This is a genomic window from Moraxella sp. ZY200743, from assembly GCF_050885545.1.
GTDB lineage: Bacteria > Pseudomonadota > Gammaproteobacteria > Pseudomonadales > Moraxellaceae > Moraxella > Moraxella haemolytica.
Genome location: NZ_CP091313.1, coordinates 1,777,351 through 1,793,716, shown reverse-complemented (window position 1 = coordinate 1,793,716; position 16,366 = coordinate 1,777,351). Strand labels below are relative to the sequence as shown.

At 42.5% G+C, this 16,366-nt stretch carries 15 protein-coding genes; 9 read left to right on the top strand and 6 right to left on the bottom strand.

All coding sequences use genetic code 11. From position 1 onward, the window contains the following. Window positions 1–711 precede the first annotated feature (711 nt). Window positions 712–4,281, top strand: coding sequence for a chromosome segregation protein SMC (gene smc / locus L3D27_RS08740; RefSeq protein ID WP_432480948.1), 3,570 nt, complete (start codon window positions 712–714; stop codon window positions 4,279–4,281). 106 nt (window positions 4,282–4,387) lie between these two features. On the opposite strand, the gene msrA is transcribed toward smc, so the two are convergent. After that, complete coding sequence (gene msrA, locus L3D27_RS08735) at window positions 4,388–4,906, bottom strand: peptide-methionine (S)-S-oxide reductase MsrA (RefSeq protein WP_432480947.1); 519 nt, start codon at window positions 4,904–4,906, stop codon at window positions 4,388–4,390. Window positions 4,907–4,984: 78 nt separating this feature from the next. Between msrA and cmoA the strand changes: the two genes are divergently transcribed. Continuing rightward, complete coding sequence (gene cmoA, locus L3D27_RS08730) at window positions 4,985–5,770, top strand: carboxy-S-adenosyl-L-methionine synthase CmoA (RefSeq protein WP_432481906.1); 786 nt, start codon at window positions 4,985–4,987, stop codon at window positions 5,768–5,770. A gap of 162 nt (window positions 5,771–5,932) precedes the next feature. Continuing rightward, complete coding sequence (gene cmoB / locus L3D27_RS08725; protein WP_432481905.1) at window positions 5,933–6,946, top strand: tRNA 5-methoxyuridine(34)/uridine 5-oxyacetic acid(34) synthase CmoB; 1,014 nt, start codon at window positions 5,933–5,935, stop codon at window positions 6,944–6,946. A 75-nt stretch (window positions 6,947–7,021) separates the two neighbouring features. On the opposite strand, the gene L3D27_RS08720 is transcribed toward cmoB, so the two are convergent. Next, window positions 7,022–7,243 carry a DUF2788 domain-containing protein gene (locus tag L3D27_RS08720; RefSeq protein WP_432480946.1) on the bottom strand — a complete coding sequence of 74 codons (222 nt, stop codon included), beginning with the start codon at window positions 7,241–7,243 and terminating at the stop codon, window positions 7,022–7,024. 172 nt (window positions 7,244–7,415) lie between these two features. Between L3D27_RS08720 and L3D27_RS08715 the strand changes: the two genes are divergently transcribed. After that, window positions 7,416–8,171 carry an SPOR domain-containing protein gene (locus tag L3D27_RS08715; RefSeq protein ID WP_432480945.1) on the top strand — a complete coding sequence of 252 codons (756 nt, stop codon included), beginning with the start codon at window positions 7,416–7,418 and terminating at the stop codon, window positions 8,169–8,171. A gap of 71 nt (window positions 8,172–8,242) precedes the next feature. Here L3D27_RS08715 and L3D27_RS08710 read toward each other — a convergent pair whose 3' ends face one another. Next, window positions 8,243–9,166 (bottom strand): DUF808 domain-containing protein, encoded by a 924-nt coding sequence (locus L3D27_RS08710; protein ID WP_432480944.1) that lies wholly within the window; start codon window positions 9,164–9,166, stop codon window positions 8,243–8,245. Window positions 9,167–9,438: 272 nt separating this feature from the next. Between L3D27_RS08710 and L3D27_RS08705 the strand changes: the two genes are divergently transcribed. The 5 genes from L3D27_RS08705 (at window position 9,439) to L3D27_RS08685 (ending at window position 14,274) form a co-directional block, all read left to right on the top strand. Next, the gene (locus L3D27_RS08705) at window positions 9,439–9,744 is read left to right on the top strand and encodes a hypothetical protein (protein ID WP_432480942.1); all 306 of its coding nucleotides are present in this window, start codon (window positions 9,439–9,441) and stop codon (window positions 9,742–9,744) included. Window positions 9,745–9,969: 225 nt separating this feature from the next. Beyond that, window positions 9,970–10,185 carry a 30S ribosomal protein S21 gene (gene rpsU, locus L3D27_RS08700; RefSeq protein ID WP_242748412.1) on the top strand — a complete coding sequence of 72 codons (216 nt, stop codon included), beginning with the start codon at window positions 9,970–9,972 and terminating at the stop codon, window positions 10,183–10,185. Between the two features lie 265 nt (window positions 10,186–10,450). Then, window positions 10,451–10,954, top strand: coding sequence for a c-type cytochrome (locus tag L3D27_RS08695; protein WP_432480941.1), 504 nt, complete (start codon window positions 10,451–10,453; stop codon window positions 10,952–10,954). 253 nt (window positions 10,955–11,207) lie between these two features. Then, on the top strand, window positions 11,208–12,611 hold the full coding sequence (locus L3D27_RS08690) for an MATE family efflux transporter (protein WP_284673289.1): 1,404 nt from the start codon (window positions 11,208–11,210) through the stop codon (window positions 12,609–12,611). Window positions 12,612–12,876: 265 nt separating this feature from the next. Next, window positions 12,877–14,274, top strand: a complete 1,398-nt coding sequence (locus L3D27_RS08685) for a lytic murein transglycosylase (RefSeq protein ID WP_432480940.1) — start codon at window positions 12,877–12,879, stop codon at window positions 14,272–14,274. A 119-nt stretch (window positions 14,275–14,393) separates the two neighbouring features. Here L3D27_RS08685 and L3D27_RS08680 read toward each other — a convergent pair whose 3' ends face one another. The 3 genes from L3D27_RS08680 to L3D27_RS08670 form a co-directional block, all read right to left on the bottom strand. Beyond that, on the bottom strand, window positions 14,394–14,570 hold the full coding sequence (locus tag L3D27_RS08680) for a hypothetical protein (protein ID WP_432480939.1): 177 nt from the start codon (window positions 14,568–14,570) through the stop codon (window positions 14,394–14,396). Between the two features lie 104 nt (window positions 14,571–14,674). Beyond that, complete coding sequence (gene murI, locus L3D27_RS08675) at window positions 14,675–15,556, bottom strand: glutamate racemase (RefSeq protein WP_432480938.1); 882 nt, start codon at window positions 15,554–15,556, stop codon at window positions 14,675–14,677. Window position 15,557: 1 nt separating this feature from the next. Next, window positions 15,558–16,190, bottom strand: coding sequence for a DUF1285 domain-containing protein (locus L3D27_RS08670; protein WP_432480937.1), 633 nt, complete (start codon window positions 16,188–16,190; stop codon window positions 15,558–15,560). Window positions 16,191–16,366: the final 176 nt, after the last annotated feature.

The following is a 16,366-nucleotide window of genomic DNA, read 5'->3' as shown; positions in this document are numbered from 1 at the left end:
TACTATGGAAGGTTTTGGTAAGTTCGTTATTGGTTGCTTTTGTACCTGTGCGTGGTGCAAAAGCCATATATGGCGCATCTAAACTTGCATTCACTGGCGGTACAATTAATGGTATTAGCAATCGCAAAGGTTGGTGATGATTTCGTTGAGAAACAAAGTCCTAGAAAAATTTAGAAATTTGGTTAAGCATTTAATCAAATTTCATGTTTTTTTAATTATTTTAATTTTATTTTGTTACCGCCCGTGCGATGATGCTTCAGTTGCTAGTTTTTTTATTCTCAGCATGATTAGTGCTTTTAATCAATTCTTTTTTGGTTAAAGAATATTTTAAAAAACCTATGTTTTTACAAATTCAGATGACGAATTCTGTTGGTAATTTTATTATCAAACATTCTTTGATACTTATCATTATTTTAACACCACTTGTTAGATGGATGATCTTTAATGCAAGCAATGGGTTTTGCTGATGTTTGGAAGCCAGATGGTTCATCGCCCCAATATTTCATAGACCTTGGAGACGCTTTTAGATAATACACATGTTATACACTTATTTAATCGATAGTTTGCATGCTTATTTAGATGGTCGTCTTGAAGGACGGCTATTATTAGATGCTTGGGTCATTTGCCAAATTACTCAATAGAAACTTGGTTAAAATCTTGGTAAACTTTGCTATAATACTCACCTTTTATTCTAAGATTTTATCATCAATCATGCGTCTAAAATCCCTAAAACTTGCTGGCTTTAAATCCTTTGCCAATCCCACGACTTTTACCTTTAAACACGACATCACCGCCATCGTCGGTCCAAACGGCTGTGGCAAGTCAAATGTGATTGATGCCATTCGTTGGGTGCTAGGCGAAACTTCCGCCAAGCAGCTGCGTGGTGGGGCGATGAGCGATGTCATCTTTGCAGGCGTGGAGGGGCGAACGGGCAAGAGCTTGGCGAGTGTGGAGCTGACCTTTGAGCATACCCAAGATGAAAGCACCGGCATTCGCCATGCCCTAAATCTCTACCATGAGCTGACGCTTCGCCGTCAAGTTACTAAAGATGGCAAATCGGATTATTTCATCAATGGGCAAAGAGTTCGTCGCCGTGATGTGGTTGATGTATTTTTGGGGACAGGACTTGGGGCAAGAAGCTATGCTGTCATTGAGCAGGGCATGATAGGGCGGATCGTGGAGTCTAGCCCCATGCAGCTGCGTGAGTTCATCGAAGAAGCGGCAGGTGTGTCTCGTTATCAAGCACGCCGTGATGAAACCCAAAAAAAACTTGACGAAGCACAGGACAATCTAGAGCGACTCTCTGACTTGCAAGGTGAACTAAAAAAACAACAACGCACTTTATTACGCCAAGCCGAGTCTGCCAAGAAATACCAAGAGCTGACAGATGAGCTTAATAAGATGAACAAAGAAGATCTATTAAAGCGTATTTTTGAGGCGTGGCAATATCATGAACAAACAAAACAACAGCAACAAAGCAGTCAAGAAGAGCTGGCTAGACTTGAAAGTGCCACCAATAAAGCCAAAGTGGAGCTAGAACGCTTATCCGATAAGGTTGCAGAAGGGCAATGGCTAAAAGACGATGCCCGTGATAAATATCATAATGCCCAGATGGCAGAGCAGACCGCACAGCACAACTTCTATACGGTCAATCAGGAGCTATCCCAGTCTGAAGAAAAGATACTTCGCCTAAATGCCATCAAGGCAGAAGCTCATGACAACATCGCACACGCAACTGCTGAGCTTGATAAAATTAACCAAGAGTTAAGCCAGATTGAGCCAAGTTTAAGTACGCTGAGCCAAAAGTTAAACGCCAAGCAACACGAACTACAAACCAACCAAGTCGGCTGGCAGAGCGTTCGTGATGAACTAGATGCCCTACAAACTCAAAAAAACACGCTAGAAAATGCCAAGAAACTCGCCGAATCTCAAAAAAACCGAGTACTTGCCAACCGTGAAAAATGGATCAAAAAACATAATGAGCTTATCCTAAGCTCGCAAGGCATTGCCGAGCAAGACATCAACGATACTCAAGAGTTGGCACGCTTAACTGAAGAGCTATCCCAGTTGGCACTACGCCAAGAATCCTTAGCAGAGCAAGACGACAAAGATAAACTTGATGAGCTTGCCAAGAGTGTGCAGACCCATCAGCAGGCATATACCGCACTTGAAAAACAGCATACTGCCTTATCAAGTGAATATGACATCTTGCATAAGCTACTACACGCCAAGCCTGCTTCTTTATCCCAAAATCATACAGAAGATAGCACCCAAAGCGATTTTGTGCATCTGCCACAGCTAAAAGAGTTGGTGCGTCTGAGTAGTCAAGGTGAGCGGTTTGCCGGTGTGTTGGATGCCTTTTTGGGCTTTTGGTTGACCGCCAAAGTATCTGATGAGCTGGCAATCAAGGCAATCTTATCAGCACCTGATGAAAAAGACAAAAACGCCAGTCGTGCCATTTTTAAGACAGGTGGTACTTATGGGGTGAGTATTGGTAAGTTATTGGCATTTGGACAGTTGTTTGATGCCCCCCGTTTAAAATTGTTTGATAATTGCTACTTACTAGATGATGAGTCTTTTGATTTACAAAAGCTGTCAGGTGAAGTTGCTGATGGCAAGTTGATTTTGACCAAATCGGGCTGGCTGATCAGTTCTTTTGGGGTGGTGCATACCAGTAGTTTTGGGGTGCAGTCATCGATACTGACCCAAAAGGCAGAGCATAGCAGACGCTTGGGCGAGCTTGAGATAACACTTGATGAGCTTGAAAGCAAGATGAGCGAAAGCCAAAAACAGCTAAAGCTATACAGCACACAGTTTGAGAGTGCTAAAGTGTCTTATGATGAAAGGCTAGCTCAGATGAATGCTTTATTGGCAAGTATCCAACAAAAACAGCAAAGACAGGCTGCCTTGCAGACCAAAATTCAGACTGATGCCATCAAGCGAGAAAATTTTGTTAAAAATAAATCTGTACTTGATGAAGAAAAAGACGAGATTGGTAGTGAGCTAAAGGTATTAGAGCAGGAGCTTGTGCATATTGATGACAAACTTGCCAAACATCTACCACGCCATGAGACTGTTAAGAGCAAGATGGTAGCGATGACCCAAAGCATGGATTTGCTCACTCTTGAGGTCAAAGCGATGACAGAGGAGCATCAAGCGATACAGCTAAAAAATACTACGCTTAACCAAACCAAAGCACACACCCAAAGGTTGCTTGATATGGCCAAAAAAAATGCCGAGCAGGCACAAATTGACATACAAGCTGCCAAAGATACTCAAGAGAAACTAACTGCCAAACTGCCGATGCTAGAGACTGCCTTTAAGGATGCAAAGACTCACACCGCCATGCTAAAAATCACCAGTGAAGAACATGAAGCAGCCGCCAAAGCCTTACAGCTCATGCAGGTTAAATTACAAGAGAATTTAACCCAAGCTCATGCTGATTTTGCAAAAGCTCAGGCACAAGCAGCTCAAATCACAGCGGATACGGCAGTGGGCGAGAGTCGCCTTGCTGATTTGGGTGATGAGATGGTGCGTCTTGATGAGAAGTTTAATCTGCCTGCAACAGTGGCGGATTTTCGTGTTAAATCGCCTAAATTTAAAGACAACTCCGCACGCATTGATGGGATTAGGGCGGACATCGCCAAGCTAGGTGCGGTGAACTTGGCAGCAGCTGAAGAATTAAAAGAGCTAGAAGGGCGTGTCTCGCCGATGGACAGTCAAATCAATGACATCACCAAGAGCATAGAAAAGCTCAAAGATGCCATCGCTGCTATTGATGAGAAGACCAAATCGCTATTTTTAACCGCCTTAGATGCTGTTAATGATGGTCTAAATGCTTTATTTAGTAAGGTTTTTGGTGGTGGGCAGGCGAGCTTAACACTCATTGATGATGAGTCTTTATCCAAGTCTGATAAATGGCGAGCGGGGCTTGTTCTGATGGCACAGCCAAAAGGCAAAAAGAACTCACGCTTGGCTGTGTTATCAGGTGGGGAGAAGACATTGACCGCCTTAAGTCTTATTTTTGCGATTTTTAAACAACACCCAGCACCATTTTGTGTGCTTGATGAAGTAGATGCACCGCTTGATGACGCTAATGTGGCACGCTTTACTAGCTTGATTGGCGAGTTGGCTGATAGCGTACAGTTTATTTTTATTAGTCATAATAAACTTGCCATGCAAATTGCCGATGAGTTAAAAGGCATCACCATGCCGACAGCTGGCATCTCAAGTCTGGTTACGGTCAACTTAGAAGAAGCACAGCAGTATATTGAGAATTGATGATGCCTTTCATGGAGTCTTGGGCGTATATCTAATGTTGTAAGAAGCATAAAAACTTTAAACGGCATAAGTATTTTGCATGAGACCAAATATTAAAGTGAGTTTATTACTTTAAATATTTAGCAAACCTTGTTTTTAGCTTGGCAAGTTTTGGCGGAATGGCGAAGTTGCAGTAACCTTGCGTTGGATTATTGGCATAGAAATTTTGATGATAACTTTCGGCTGGATAAAAGGTTGGTGCGACTTTGACTTGGGTAACGACAGCCACTCCATCTGCTTTTAGGGTGTCGATTTTGTTGTTAATGGTAGTAACTTGGCTATCATCGGTATAAAAAATCACCGAAGCGTACTGTGTGCCGACATCATTGCCTTGACGGTTGAGTGTTGTTGGGTCGTGCGTGGCGAAAAATACATCCAGCAGTGTGTCTAACCCAATGATATTTTCATCAAACACCACATCAATCACTTCTACATGACCTGTATTGCCCGTGCAGACTGCTTCATAATTGGCGTTGTCAGCTTGACCACCAGCATAGCCAGAGGTTACTGAAATAACCCCTGCTAGGGATAAAAATACACTTTCGGTACACCAAAAACAGCCACCGCCTAAAATGATGTGTTGCATAAGTTTTCCTTATTGTTCTAAAAATGATAAAATACGCACAACCTTAAGCATAGCATAATTTTCATGACAAATCCAAACATGAATGACCCAGTCAATCCATCTGTTCATCACGATGGGCATGACAGCCTATTTGTTACTCCGCTTGATAAGTTTGCTCGTTTTAGCTTTGATGAAGAAGTGGTGGCGTGTTTTCCTGACATGATTCGCCGTAGCGTACCGGGCTATGGGCAGGTACTCTCCATGTTGCCAGTTTTTGCCAGACGGCATCTGTCCTATGGGCAGGTGAATGAGCAAGGCAATCGCATTAGCAGAATCTATGATTTGGGCACATCGCTTGGGGCGGTGTCATTTGCTTTGGCTGATAAGTTCGTCCCAAATGAAATCAAGATTCATGCGGTGGATATTTCTCGCCCAATGATAGAGCGTGCCAAGAGCGTGTTTGATGAGTATTATCCAAAGCATGATATTGAGTTTATCTTGTCGGATGTTTGCACGCTTGATTTGGAGCCGTGCGATATGATTGTGCTGAATTTAACCTTGCAATTTTTGCCACCAGAACATAGATTGGCACTGCTCAAAAAATGCCATGACGCATTGACAGATGGGGGTATTTTAATCTTAACCGAAAAAACACACGCCATGGACGAGCAGGACGATGCTTGGTTGGTGGAACGCTATTATGATTTTAAGCGTGCCAATGGATATAGTGAATTAGAAATTAGCACAAAACGCAACGCCCTAGAAAATGTACTCATCACCGACACCGAGAGCGTACATCATGACAGGCTGATGACGGCAGGGTTTGATAGGGTGCTGACTTGGTTTAAGTTTTTAAATTTTTTATCTATTGTGGCGTTTAAATGACCTAAAAGGTTTTAGATACCTAAATTGAGCTAAAAGAGCTGAAAAAATATCCATGCCAATCATAAAGAACAGTCAGTTGGCAAATCTGGAGCGAAGTTCTGTTGTCGGCATTGGCGGATAAGCTGTTGTATCAAAATCACTAATTTACTTGACGATTAAGACATCATGAATAATACCATTTTTAAGGCAGAGCAGGCATTGTATCTGCATCTACTCCAAGTGAGCAGGTATCACCCAAAAGCAGGTGAGTGGCTGTCTTGTTTGCCGATTTGGTTGGCTAAAATCAAAGATAAGAGCCGTTACGCACACGCTCCATTTTATGCTTCTGCCATCGACCGCCTGCCTGAGACGACCGCCCTAGCAATTCGGCTAACCGATAGAGTTGAAGCGGTGCTTGATTGGCAGGTGTCGGATTTTAAAAAAACTCACAGCCTATTAAAAAATCTAAAGCCTTGGCGGAAAGGACCGTTTTATCTGAGCGGTGGTGCGGAAAAAAGCATTCATATTGATACAGAGTGGCGGTCTGATTTTAAATGGGAGCGAGTGCGTCCGCATTTGCAGTTGCAGGGCAAAAGAGTCTTGGATGTTGGCGGTGGCTCTGGCTATCACGGTTTTCGTATGTTGGGTGATGGGGCAAAATCGGTGATTGTGATTGATCCATCGTGTTTGTTTTATCATCAGTTCATGGCGATGAAGCACTTTTTGGGCGTGGATTTGCCCGTGCATTATATCCCTGTGCCACTTGAGAGCCTGCCAAAAGACAGCGAGTTGTTTGATGTGGTGTTTAGTATGGGAGTGCTATACCATCGTATCTCGCCTTTTGAGCATTTAGAACAGCTAAAGGCTCAGCTGAATAAAGGCGGTACGCTCGTGCTTGAGACCTTAGTGGTCGATGGTGATGAGCATACAGTGCTAGTGCCACACGAACGCTACGCCCAGATGAATAATGTGTACTTTTTGCCAAGTGTTGCTGCTTTAACCAAGTGGCTACTTAAGGCGGGATTTAGCGAGGTAAGCTGCGTTGATGTGAGTATTACTAGCACAGATGAGCAAAGAGCAACAGAATGGATGGATTATCATTCGTTGGTAGACTTTTTGGACGATGCAGATAATTCAAAAACCATCGAAGGCTATCCTGCACCTAAGCGTGCAACCATGATTGCCAAAAGACCTTAGTTTAAAAACCTTTGTTTGTGGTTTAGCTGATATGGGCTAAACGGTTGATGGCTTGATTTGAGTTGTTGGTTGTGGTTAGATAAACCATTTTGTCAATATCCATTCAATGACAAGTTTGGCAAGAAAACCAAAAAATCCCATGCCTAATGCCACAAAAATCCAAAAAGTGCCTTGCTTGCCTGCGTTGGATTTTTTGGAGATGTCCCACATAATAAAGAACAAAAAGCCAATAAAAATCGGCAATAAGATATATAAGCCCATGGCGGTGATGGTGGCTTCAGAGACGGCAAGAATCATAGAGTGCCCTTTTATGTTTTATGGTGGGATTTACTGGCTTTATTATAGCACAGATGTGCTGTGGATTGGCATGATGATTGATGCTGGTATCAACAAATCTTAAAGAATTGGCGAAAATTTTCCACAGCGTTAAAAAAACTTGTTACAATAATTAATCAATTATTTGTGAAATATGAACATGACAAAAAAGAACAAATCTTCTGCGGTATATAAAGAAACCGAAAAGCGAAAAAACTCAGGCATCATGAGTTTGCTTTGGATGATTCTAGGATTAGTGATTGCAGTAGCATTAGCGGCGGCGGTGTATTATTCACCGCTATTTGATGGCTACCGCAGTGATAAAATCACCGTTGAAGATGACGCACAAGTAACACCCATGGCTAAAGAACAAAAGGTGTTGCCAAGTAGTCAAGATCTAAATCTAGGTCAATACGACCCTAGCCGAGAGATGGCATTGACATCTGATTATGAATTTTATGACATCTTGCCCAAGCAGAATTTTCGCAGTATCCCTGAAGGGGTGAGTGTACAGGAAATGGCAAATGAGGATAAAGTTTTGGGAGCTGATGCGGTGGTCAAACTTGAAAAAGAAGAGACTAAAGAAGCTCAAATCCAAATCATCGAAGATGCCACAACCTATGATGGTCAAGATGAGAGTGGTGAAAAGACCGCCAATCAAACCCATATCACCTACATTCTGCAAATCAAAAGCTACACAAATGCCAAAGATGCTGATGAAAAGCGGGCTCAAGTGATGCTAGCAGGCGTTGATGCAATCGTGGTGCGTCGCTTGGATAGGCAGACGAATGCTCAGGTCTATCAAGTGGTATCCATGCCGATGGTGAGCCGTCAAGAAGCAAGCGATGCACTGTTCAAACTGCGTAATAATGGTATTGATGCACTCATGGTGGAACAGCGTCGTCGGTAATTGGTTATTTTTAGTTCGTGTTCTAAAACCATAAAACCTGCTATCTTGGCAGGTTTTATGGTTTAAAAATATCATGCGTCTTGATGCTTGAGTTTTTTAAATAATACATAAAACGCCAGTACAACTAAACCTGCCACAAAGCCAACCACGCCATTATAAATTGATTCGGTCAGTCCGCTTAGTATGCCTGATAACGCCACCAAATCTTCTGCCTGATGGTGCAAGATATCAATGCCGTGTACTAAGATGCCACCACCAACCAAGAACATGGCAAGCGTACCTGCGATGGATAAGAACTTCATGAGCTTTGGGGCGAATGTAAGCAGAAAATTGCCAAGTTTTTTCCTGACTGAATCAGACCGGTTGATTAGACTAAAACCCGCATCGTCAATTTTGACGATAAGGGCGACCAATCCATAGACGCCAACCGTCATCAAGATAGCAATAGCACTAAGCGATAAGGCTTTAGCCTGTAGGGTGCTTGTGGTCATCACGCCAAGCGAAATTACCACAATTTCAGCAGATAAAATGAAGTCGGTGCGAATCGCTCCTTTGATTTTTTCTTTTTCAAAAGCAACCAAATCGACCGATTTATCAGCATTAGCCGCCAGTCGTTTGGCATGAGCTTGATTGTCATCTAGTTCATGTGGCAACAGACTTGGTGCGAATTTGTGCATCACTTTTTCCGCCCCTTCAAAACACAAAAACAGACCGCCAATCATCAAAAGTGGCGTGATGAGCCACGCTGCCACCGCACTAATAATGAGTGCGGCAGGCACCAAGATGAGTTTGTTGATGAATGAGCCTTTTGCGACCGCTAGCACCACAGGAAGTTCACGGTCAGCACGCACCCCTGTTACCTGCTGTGCATTTAAGGCAAGGTCATCACCTAGCACACCTACTGTTTTTTTGGTGGCAAGTTTTGTCATTGTCGCCACATCATCTAAGATGGTACTCATGTCATCAAGCAACATCAGCAAGCTACCACCAGCCATAAGAACTCCGATTTGAATCATTAAAATAATCAGTCATCTATTATAGCGAGCTTTTTGTTGAAAAATGATAGAATGTTTGTAAATTTTCTAGATATTATCCAAAATCATAATAAATTAGACCAATGTTGTAAAAATAATCGTTGTCAATCATCTAAATCCTATGAAAAGTGTGGAATTTTATGGCATAATAGACATATACTTTTACTTTTCTAGTGATGATGGCATCACTGAAGTCTAGTTTTATTAGTTTTTAGATTTTTATTGGAGAGACTATGAAAGCCAAATTTGTAGCCATTGTCGCTTTGACAACATTGGCCTTGAGTGCTTGTGGCGATAAGCATGAAAAAGTATATGCAGTAGATAAGCTAGCAGAGGCACAAGCTGTAGCGTTAGAAAAAGCACCAAAGGCTGAAGAAGTCAAGTTTGATGACCATGCCAAGCCATCTGTTGCGACCGATGAGACCGCCAACCATGTAGCGGCTCAAAGCGAACAATCTGCAGAAACTGACACCGCCCCAGAAGCTTCTATTGAGCAAGAAGCTGCCAAGACAGACGAAGCTGATACTAAGACTGAATAGCCAATGATAAAATGATGACTTGTTTGCTAGATTTTGGTTGTGTTTATCTGGCTTATCAGTTATAATATTAAGATTGCCTAAATCTTTGGGTTCGGGCAATACCGCTAAGCGGGTTTATCATTGTATTGATTGTTCCGATTTGAGCTGATGCCCACGCCCAAGACCGTGACGCTAATAATATAATACAGCCTAATCGATGCCACTTGTCTTGCATTAGGAGTTACTATGCCTTCAGTTAAGGTAAAAGAGAACGAACCAGTTGATATCGCAATTCGTCGTTTTAAGCGTGCTTGCGAAAAAGCAGGTGTTTTGGCTGATGTTCGTAAAAAAGAATTTTTTGAAAAACCAACGCAGGAGCGTAAGCGTAAAAAAGCTGCTGCTGTTAAGCGTTACAAGAAAAAAGTATGGCGTGAGCAAGTTCGTACAGTACGCAAGTACTAATCTGAATTACTATAGCTTATTTAATAATAAAAAAACCTTGATTTTTATCAAGGTTTTTTCTTTGGTGGTTCTTTGGGTTTAAGAATAAGCCTGCTTTAATAGAGCTGACACTGGGTATTGTTGGTAGAATAAATCGTAAAACAATAAAGCAATAAAAAATATTAACTATAAATCCTTAATAAATTTAGGTATATTATTAGATATCTGTCAGGCATAACTGGCAGGGCAATCATGATTTAAATGACCAAACATATGGCGAGGCGATATGAACTACCCAGCTAAACTTCCTTTGATATTCGGTATGGCGATGCTGACCTTGATACTCGGTGCGTGTGGCAGTGATAAGGCAGAATCTGCATCTAACACAGCAACCACCCAAGCTAAGACGCAGACACCCGCTCAAGATACGGCTGAGGTCATGCAAGAATCTGATGGTGGGTCTGTAGAAGACTCTTCTGGGCACGAGACTGTAGCAAAAGATGTGGTCAATGCAACAGAGAATACAGCCAATCCCATCAAGCCTTTGTCTATTAAGGAGGGTAAAAAACGCTATGAACAAACTTGCAAGGCCTGCCATGACCAAGGCTTGTTAGATGCTCCAAAACTTAGCAATAAGGCAGAATGGGCGAAACGCCTAGAAAAAGGCGTGGATACTTTATATCAGCATTCTGCTAAAGGATTTAATAAAATGCCAGCACAGGCGACCGGTGCGGTTACTGAAGCTGAAGTATATGCAGCTGTTGATTATATACTTGAGCAGACGAAGTGATACGCTTGAGTAGTGGATTTTTAAGACTATTAAATCTAATTAAAAGCTAATCAAGACCAACAAAAGATAGCATCATTTGCTTTTTTGTTGGTTTTTTAAATCAAGGGTATTTGAGTGATTTTGAGTAATTGATGGTCTGGCGACTAAGATGATTGGATGGATTAAGTATGCTATAATAGAATGTTTGTATTTGTTATGCTTGTATAGCAATATAGACAACCTTTAAACCTTTTTAATGAAATGATCCATTGCCATGCTAGACATCACCAAATACCCCATCACCACTTATAAAAAAGAGCTGTCTGCTCTGACCACACTTGCCTTGCCCATGCTATTAGCCCAAGTGGCTCAAGTTGGTACAGGATTTGTGGATACGGTAATGGCAGGGGGTGCAGGCATTGATGATTTGGCGGCGGTGGCATTAGGCAATAGTTTATTTGCAACCGTGTATGTTACCTTGATGGGCGTGATGAGTGCGTTAAATCCCATGATTGCCGAGAAGCATGGTGCAAACGGATTGGCAGAGATTGGCGAGATGGGGCGTCAGGGGCTGTGGTATGGATTGATGACAGGTGTTATCGGTATGCTACTGATGTGGGCTGCCATCACACCGTTTCAGAATTTTTTTGATTTAAGTGAGCGTGCCTTATCCATCACAGGTGATTATCTGTGGTTTGTTGGGCTTGCCATGCCTGCTGCCATGATACATCGAGCCTTGCATGCTTATGCGTCTAGTCTGAACCGACCACGAGCAATCATGATAGTCAGCTGGCTATGTTTTTTTATCAATATCCCCTTAAATTGGATATTTGTCTATGGAAAATTTGGCATGCCTGCCTTGGGTGGGGCCGGTTGCGGTCTAGCGACCGCCATTGTTTTTTGGGTTAATGCCATCGTACTTGGTATCTATATTGCTAAGGATGTTTATTTTAAACCTTTTGGGCTAACTGATAAATTTAGTTCGCCCAATCTTGCTACTTTAAGACGGATTAATCATTTGGGGTTGCCTATTGGCTTATCATTTTTTATTGAGGTGAGTTTATTTACTTGCATCATGTTTTTGGTGGCGAGATTAAAAGGCGATGCAAACGGCAGTACTCAAGACTATGTTGCCGCTCAGCAGATTGTTATTAGTTTAACCACCCTTATTTATATGCTACCCCAAAGTATTGGTACTGCCAGCACGGTACGAACAGGATTTTATCTGGGAAAACAAAAACCGCACCGAGCCCGATATGTGGCAGGCATTGCTGTTTTTACGGCCATACTGATATCTTGTTTGACGGCAGTATTATTGGTATTTTTAAGAGAGCCACTTGCTAAAATGTATACAGATGAGACGGTGGTAATTGGTATTGCTGCGACAGTTATCTTGTTTGCGGCGGCGTTTCAGGTGGTTGATGCCATTCAGACTGTGGCAAGCTATGCCTTGCGAGGTTACCAAGTAACCCATATCCCCATGGCGATTCATTTGATTGCGTTTTGGGGCTGTGGCTTGATTCCTGGTTATTTTTTGGCAACTTATTATGGTATGGGTATTTATGGATTTTGGTTGTCTTTGGTGATTTCTTTGACGGTGGCGGCGATTCTTTTGCTGTGGTATCTTGAACGATACAGTCTTGGTATTATCAAGAAGTATCAGCTAAGAGGTGCTTAGCCTTTAATAATGAGCATGGCGGCCAATGGCGATAGGGGACTGTTGCCGATGTTGATATTGCTTTGACGATGAAATTATTCATTGAGAAATATTTGAATCCAAAAAATGATGTTCTAGCCATTAGGCTAAGCTTTTTTAGATAAATTTTGATTGTTGGCTGATTTATTTTTAGTTGGTGAGCGTTTTGTATTTTCTACTAAATCTTGTGGTAGGCTAAGCCTTACCGTTATCCATCAGCATTCACTTATATAACAATAGGATACCTATGAAATCACACTCTATCAAATTGCTTTTGGCATTATCGGCTGTTGGCGTCTGTACTGTCGCTACCGCCAATGATTTACCTAGCTTGTCAAATGCTCACTTGCAGCAATGCTTGGATAATCTAAAATCTTCATCGGCTTTTCGTGGTATCTCAAACAGTACTTTTGAGACTTATCGCCCAAGTGAGCCTGACCCCACTGTGATTCGCTCGCTGAATTATCAGCCAGAATTTAAAAAAGATGCTTGGGATTATCATGCATCGCTCGTTGATGCTGAGAGGGTGATGGATGGGCTAAGAGCCAGACAAGAACAAGCCGATGTATTGCATCGCATTCAATCACGCTATGGCGTGCAACCTGAGCATGTCCTTGGCGTTTGGGGTGTTGAGAGTAACTTTGGGCAGACTTTGGGCGGTAAAAATCTGTTTAGTAGTCTTGCAACTTTATCGTGCTTTGATCGCCGTCAGGGTTATTTTCGTGGTGAGTTTGCCAATGCTTTACGCATCGTCCAAAATGGCGATATCCGCCCAGAGGACATGACAGGTTCGTGGGCAGGAGCGTTTGGTCAGACGCAGTTCATGCCGAGTACTTTTTTGGAGTTGGCGGTTGATTTTGATGGCGATGGCAAAAAAGACTTGGTCAATAGTAAGGCTGATGCACTTGCCAGTACTGCCAATTTTTTATCAAAAAGGGGTTATCGTGCAGGCGAGCCGTGGGGGTATGAGGTTCGCTTAAACGGCTATGCAGGTCCTAGTGGTCGCACCAATAAAAAATCCATTGATTATTGGCGGGCACAAGGCATCACCTTGCCAGATGGTCGCCCATTGCTATATAACATGGCAACGGCAGGCTTGCTATTGCCTGCAGGTCGTCAAGGACCAGCTTTTTTGGTGGGCAAAAACTTTGACACCTTTTATAGTTATAACGCATCACAAAGTTACGCTCTTGCCATTGCTCATCTGGCTACTTTGATTGAAAATCACGACACCAACATTAACTTCGCTACCCCATGGCCGACCGATGATCCAGGTATCAGTCGCCGTCAAGCCAAAGAAATTCAGCAGGCATTGTTAAACGCAGGTTATGAAATTGGCAAGGTTGATGGCATTATTGGCGATAACACTCGCCGTGCCATTATGGATTATCAAAGTAGAGTGGGGGCTGTGCCTGATGGTCGTGCAGGACAAAAATTTCATCGCTTAATTACCAGTCAAGTATCAATCGCACCAAATCAAATGCCAAGCCAGACAGTGCCAACGCCTGCAATCCCTGTACAAACCATGCCGGAGCAACCAGTTTGGTCTGATGCGCCTAGCATTCAGCCTGTCAGTATAGCACCACAAACTTACCGCCGAGTAGTTCAAGCAGATGGCACGATTGCTCTTGTGCCAGCCAATTGATGTAGTCAAACAGCCCTTCATTGCTAAAAAGGGGTTATTTGTTTAGGCTTGATGGGTGATAACTGATGATTGGCTTGTGGAGTTAATGATTGCCCACAAGCCAATCTCATTGATGAGTATTACTCTTCTTCTTGGTCATCGTCCCATTTGGCGTAAGTTTTTGATGGGTCGATGCCTTGCGACTTTAGGTAGGCGACTTGCTCTTCTAAAGTGCGAGTTTTTTGTGCATCGTGCATACTGTCTTGTAATTCACCGAATTTTTTGATTTGCTCGCTAAATTTTGAGATGTCTGACATGATGTACTCCTTATTACTGATTTATTAGATTTGCGTGATGGCACGCCTTGGCATTACATCAAATTTTTAAGGTATTTACAATACAAAAACCAAATTATATTTTGCTACATTCTATTGCACAACATTGATGGTTTTGTTGATTGTGGTAAAAAATCATGCCCTACAAATACCGGCGTATCATCAATCAGTCCTGCAACCGTTTGCACCAGCTGTTCATCAAAGGCACTGGCATAGAATGTTAAGGGGTTGTCTTTTGGTGTCATGGCGGTAATCTGATACATATCAAGTAATGAACGCACTCGCTCGGCGATAGCAACCCCAGAATCAACCAAAGTGATGTTTAGATGATTGTCATCAATATGGGTTTGTAAAAACTGCTTAAAAAATGGATAATGCGTACAGCCAAGCACAATCACATCAACGCCATCATCAGCCCACAGTTTGACCTGCTCAATCAACAAATTGGCAACCTGACTGTCAATCGGCATACCGCTTTCTACCCATGGCACAAGCATGGATTCAAAGTGTTTGTGCACTTGAATACCCAAGGGGTTGGCAATGGTGCCAATCACTTCATTCAGCAGATGCCCATCAAGCGTGGCTCTGGTGGCAAGCACAGCAATCTTTTTGGTCTTAGTGATGGCACAAGCAGGCTTAACCGCAGGCACTAGCCCAACAATCGGTACGCTACAACGCTGCCTAAGGGTGGTTAAGGCGTGAGCAGAAGCACTGTTACAGGCGATGACGATGAGCTTACAACCTTGTTTGCACAGTCGTGCTACTGCTTGTAAGGTTAAAAGCAGTATCTCATCGCCCGTCTTATTGCCATAAGGAACATGGGCGGTGTCCGCATAATAAATGAAGCGTTCATTGGGCAGTAGTTGTCTTAGGTGGCGATAGACAGAAAGACCACCCACGCCAGAGTCGAACACGCCAATCGGTGCGTTATCAGAATCATTGATATAATCGGGGTGTTGGTTGATCATTTTATCTATCCGCCACCAGATGATAATCATTGCCACCACTCACCAAGGTCAGTGTCGTTGTGCCATCACTTTCACACAGCTTGCCCATCTCTACTAGATGATATAGGACATTGGCAGCTACTCGAGCAACAAGACCAAAGCGAGTGTCTATATAAAGCCTTTGTTCAATCCGACCGTCTTTTATAAAATCCTTAAAATACAGTGGGTTGTCATCATTTAGGATAATCTCATCGCCATTAGTTGTAGTAAAGATTAGCCAAGTTGTGCCGTCTTTGACGACTTCATCGACACGATAAATGATAAGTGGGGCGTCTTCAACTTGAATGTGATACATATCATTGGGCGTCTTTAAAAAATACGCCTTGTTGCCCAATGTATCTGTCTGACCCCATAACACACTGGCAAATAAGTTCACTAATGACTGGCGGGTCATTTTTGTGCCTTCATGATACCAGTCGCCGTTGTCTTTGATGAGAATGTCAAACTCATGAATGTGTGTGGGCGACCATGAATCAAGTGGTGGGATTTTATGCGTACTTGTTGATTGGGTAAGTTTCGTAATATCTTCTAAGATATTGTTTTTATTATGATTATTTTTATTATTTTTTGGGTTTTGGCGATTTTGGCACATCATGAGTATCAATCCTTAATTTTATCATTTTGTACATTATTTGATGACACGAGGCGGTAAAAAATATTAAGTTTTTGACCAAGATTGTAGCTTAAATAACACAAAAAAAGCAACCAATTAGATGGGAATAATCGTTAAATGATTGAGAATGTTTGCATAAAAGTGTTGGCGGTATCATA

Excerpts from the sequence above, each read along its gene's own strand:
- smc (WP_432480948.1), top strand. The coding sequence starts at position 712 with ATGCGTCTAAAATCCCTAAAACTTGCTGGCTTTAAATCCTTTGCCAAT.
- msrA (WP_432480947.1), bottom strand. The coding sequence starts at position 4,906 with ATGCAACACATCATTTTAGGCGGTGGCTGTTTTTGGTGTACCGAAAGT.
- cmoA (WP_432481906.1), top strand. The coding sequence starts at position 4,985 with ATGAATGACCCAGTCAATCCATCTGTTCATCACGATGGGCATGACAGC.
- L3D27_RS08720 (WP_432480946.1), bottom strand. The coding sequence starts at position 7,243 with ATGATTCTTGCCGTCTCTGAAGCCACCATCACCGCCATGGGCTTATAT.
- L3D27_RS08715 (WP_432480945.1), top strand. The coding sequence starts at position 7,416 with ATGAACATGACAAAAAAGAACAAATCTTCTGCGGTATATAAAGAAACC.
- L3D27_RS08710 (WP_432480944.1), bottom strand. The coding sequence starts at position 9,166 with ATGGCTGGTGGTAGCTTGCTGATGTTGCTTGATGACATGAGTACCATC.
- L3D27_RS08705 (WP_432480942.1), top strand. The coding sequence starts at position 9,439 with ATGAAAGCCAAATTTGTAGCCATTGTCGCTTTGACAACATTGGCCTTG.
- rpsU (WP_242748412.1), top strand. The coding sequence starts at position 9,970 with ATGCCTTCAGTTAAGGTAAAAGAGAACGAACCAGTTGATATCGCAATT.
- L3D27_RS08695 (WP_432480941.1), top strand. The coding sequence starts at position 10,451 with ATGAACTACCCAGCTAAACTTCCTTTGATATTCGGTATGGCGATGCTG.
- L3D27_RS08690 (WP_284673289.1), top strand. The coding sequence starts at position 11,208 with ATGCTAGACATCACCAAATACCCCATCACCACTTATAAAAAAGAGCTG.
- L3D27_RS08685 (WP_432480940.1), top strand. The coding sequence starts at position 12,877 with ATGAAATCACACTCTATCAAATTGCTTTTGGCATTATCGGCTGTTGGC.
- L3D27_RS08680 (WP_432480939.1), bottom strand. The coding sequence starts at position 14,570 with ATGTCAGACATCTCAAAATTTAGCGAGCAAATCAAAAAATTCGGTGAA.
- murI (WP_432480938.1), bottom strand. The coding sequence starts at position 15,556 with ATGATCAACCAACACCCCGATTATATCAATGATTCTGATAACGCACCG.
- L3D27_RS08670 (WP_432480937.1), bottom strand. The coding sequence starts at position 16,190 with ATGATGTGCCAAAATCGCCAAAACCCAAAAAATAATAAAAATAATCAT.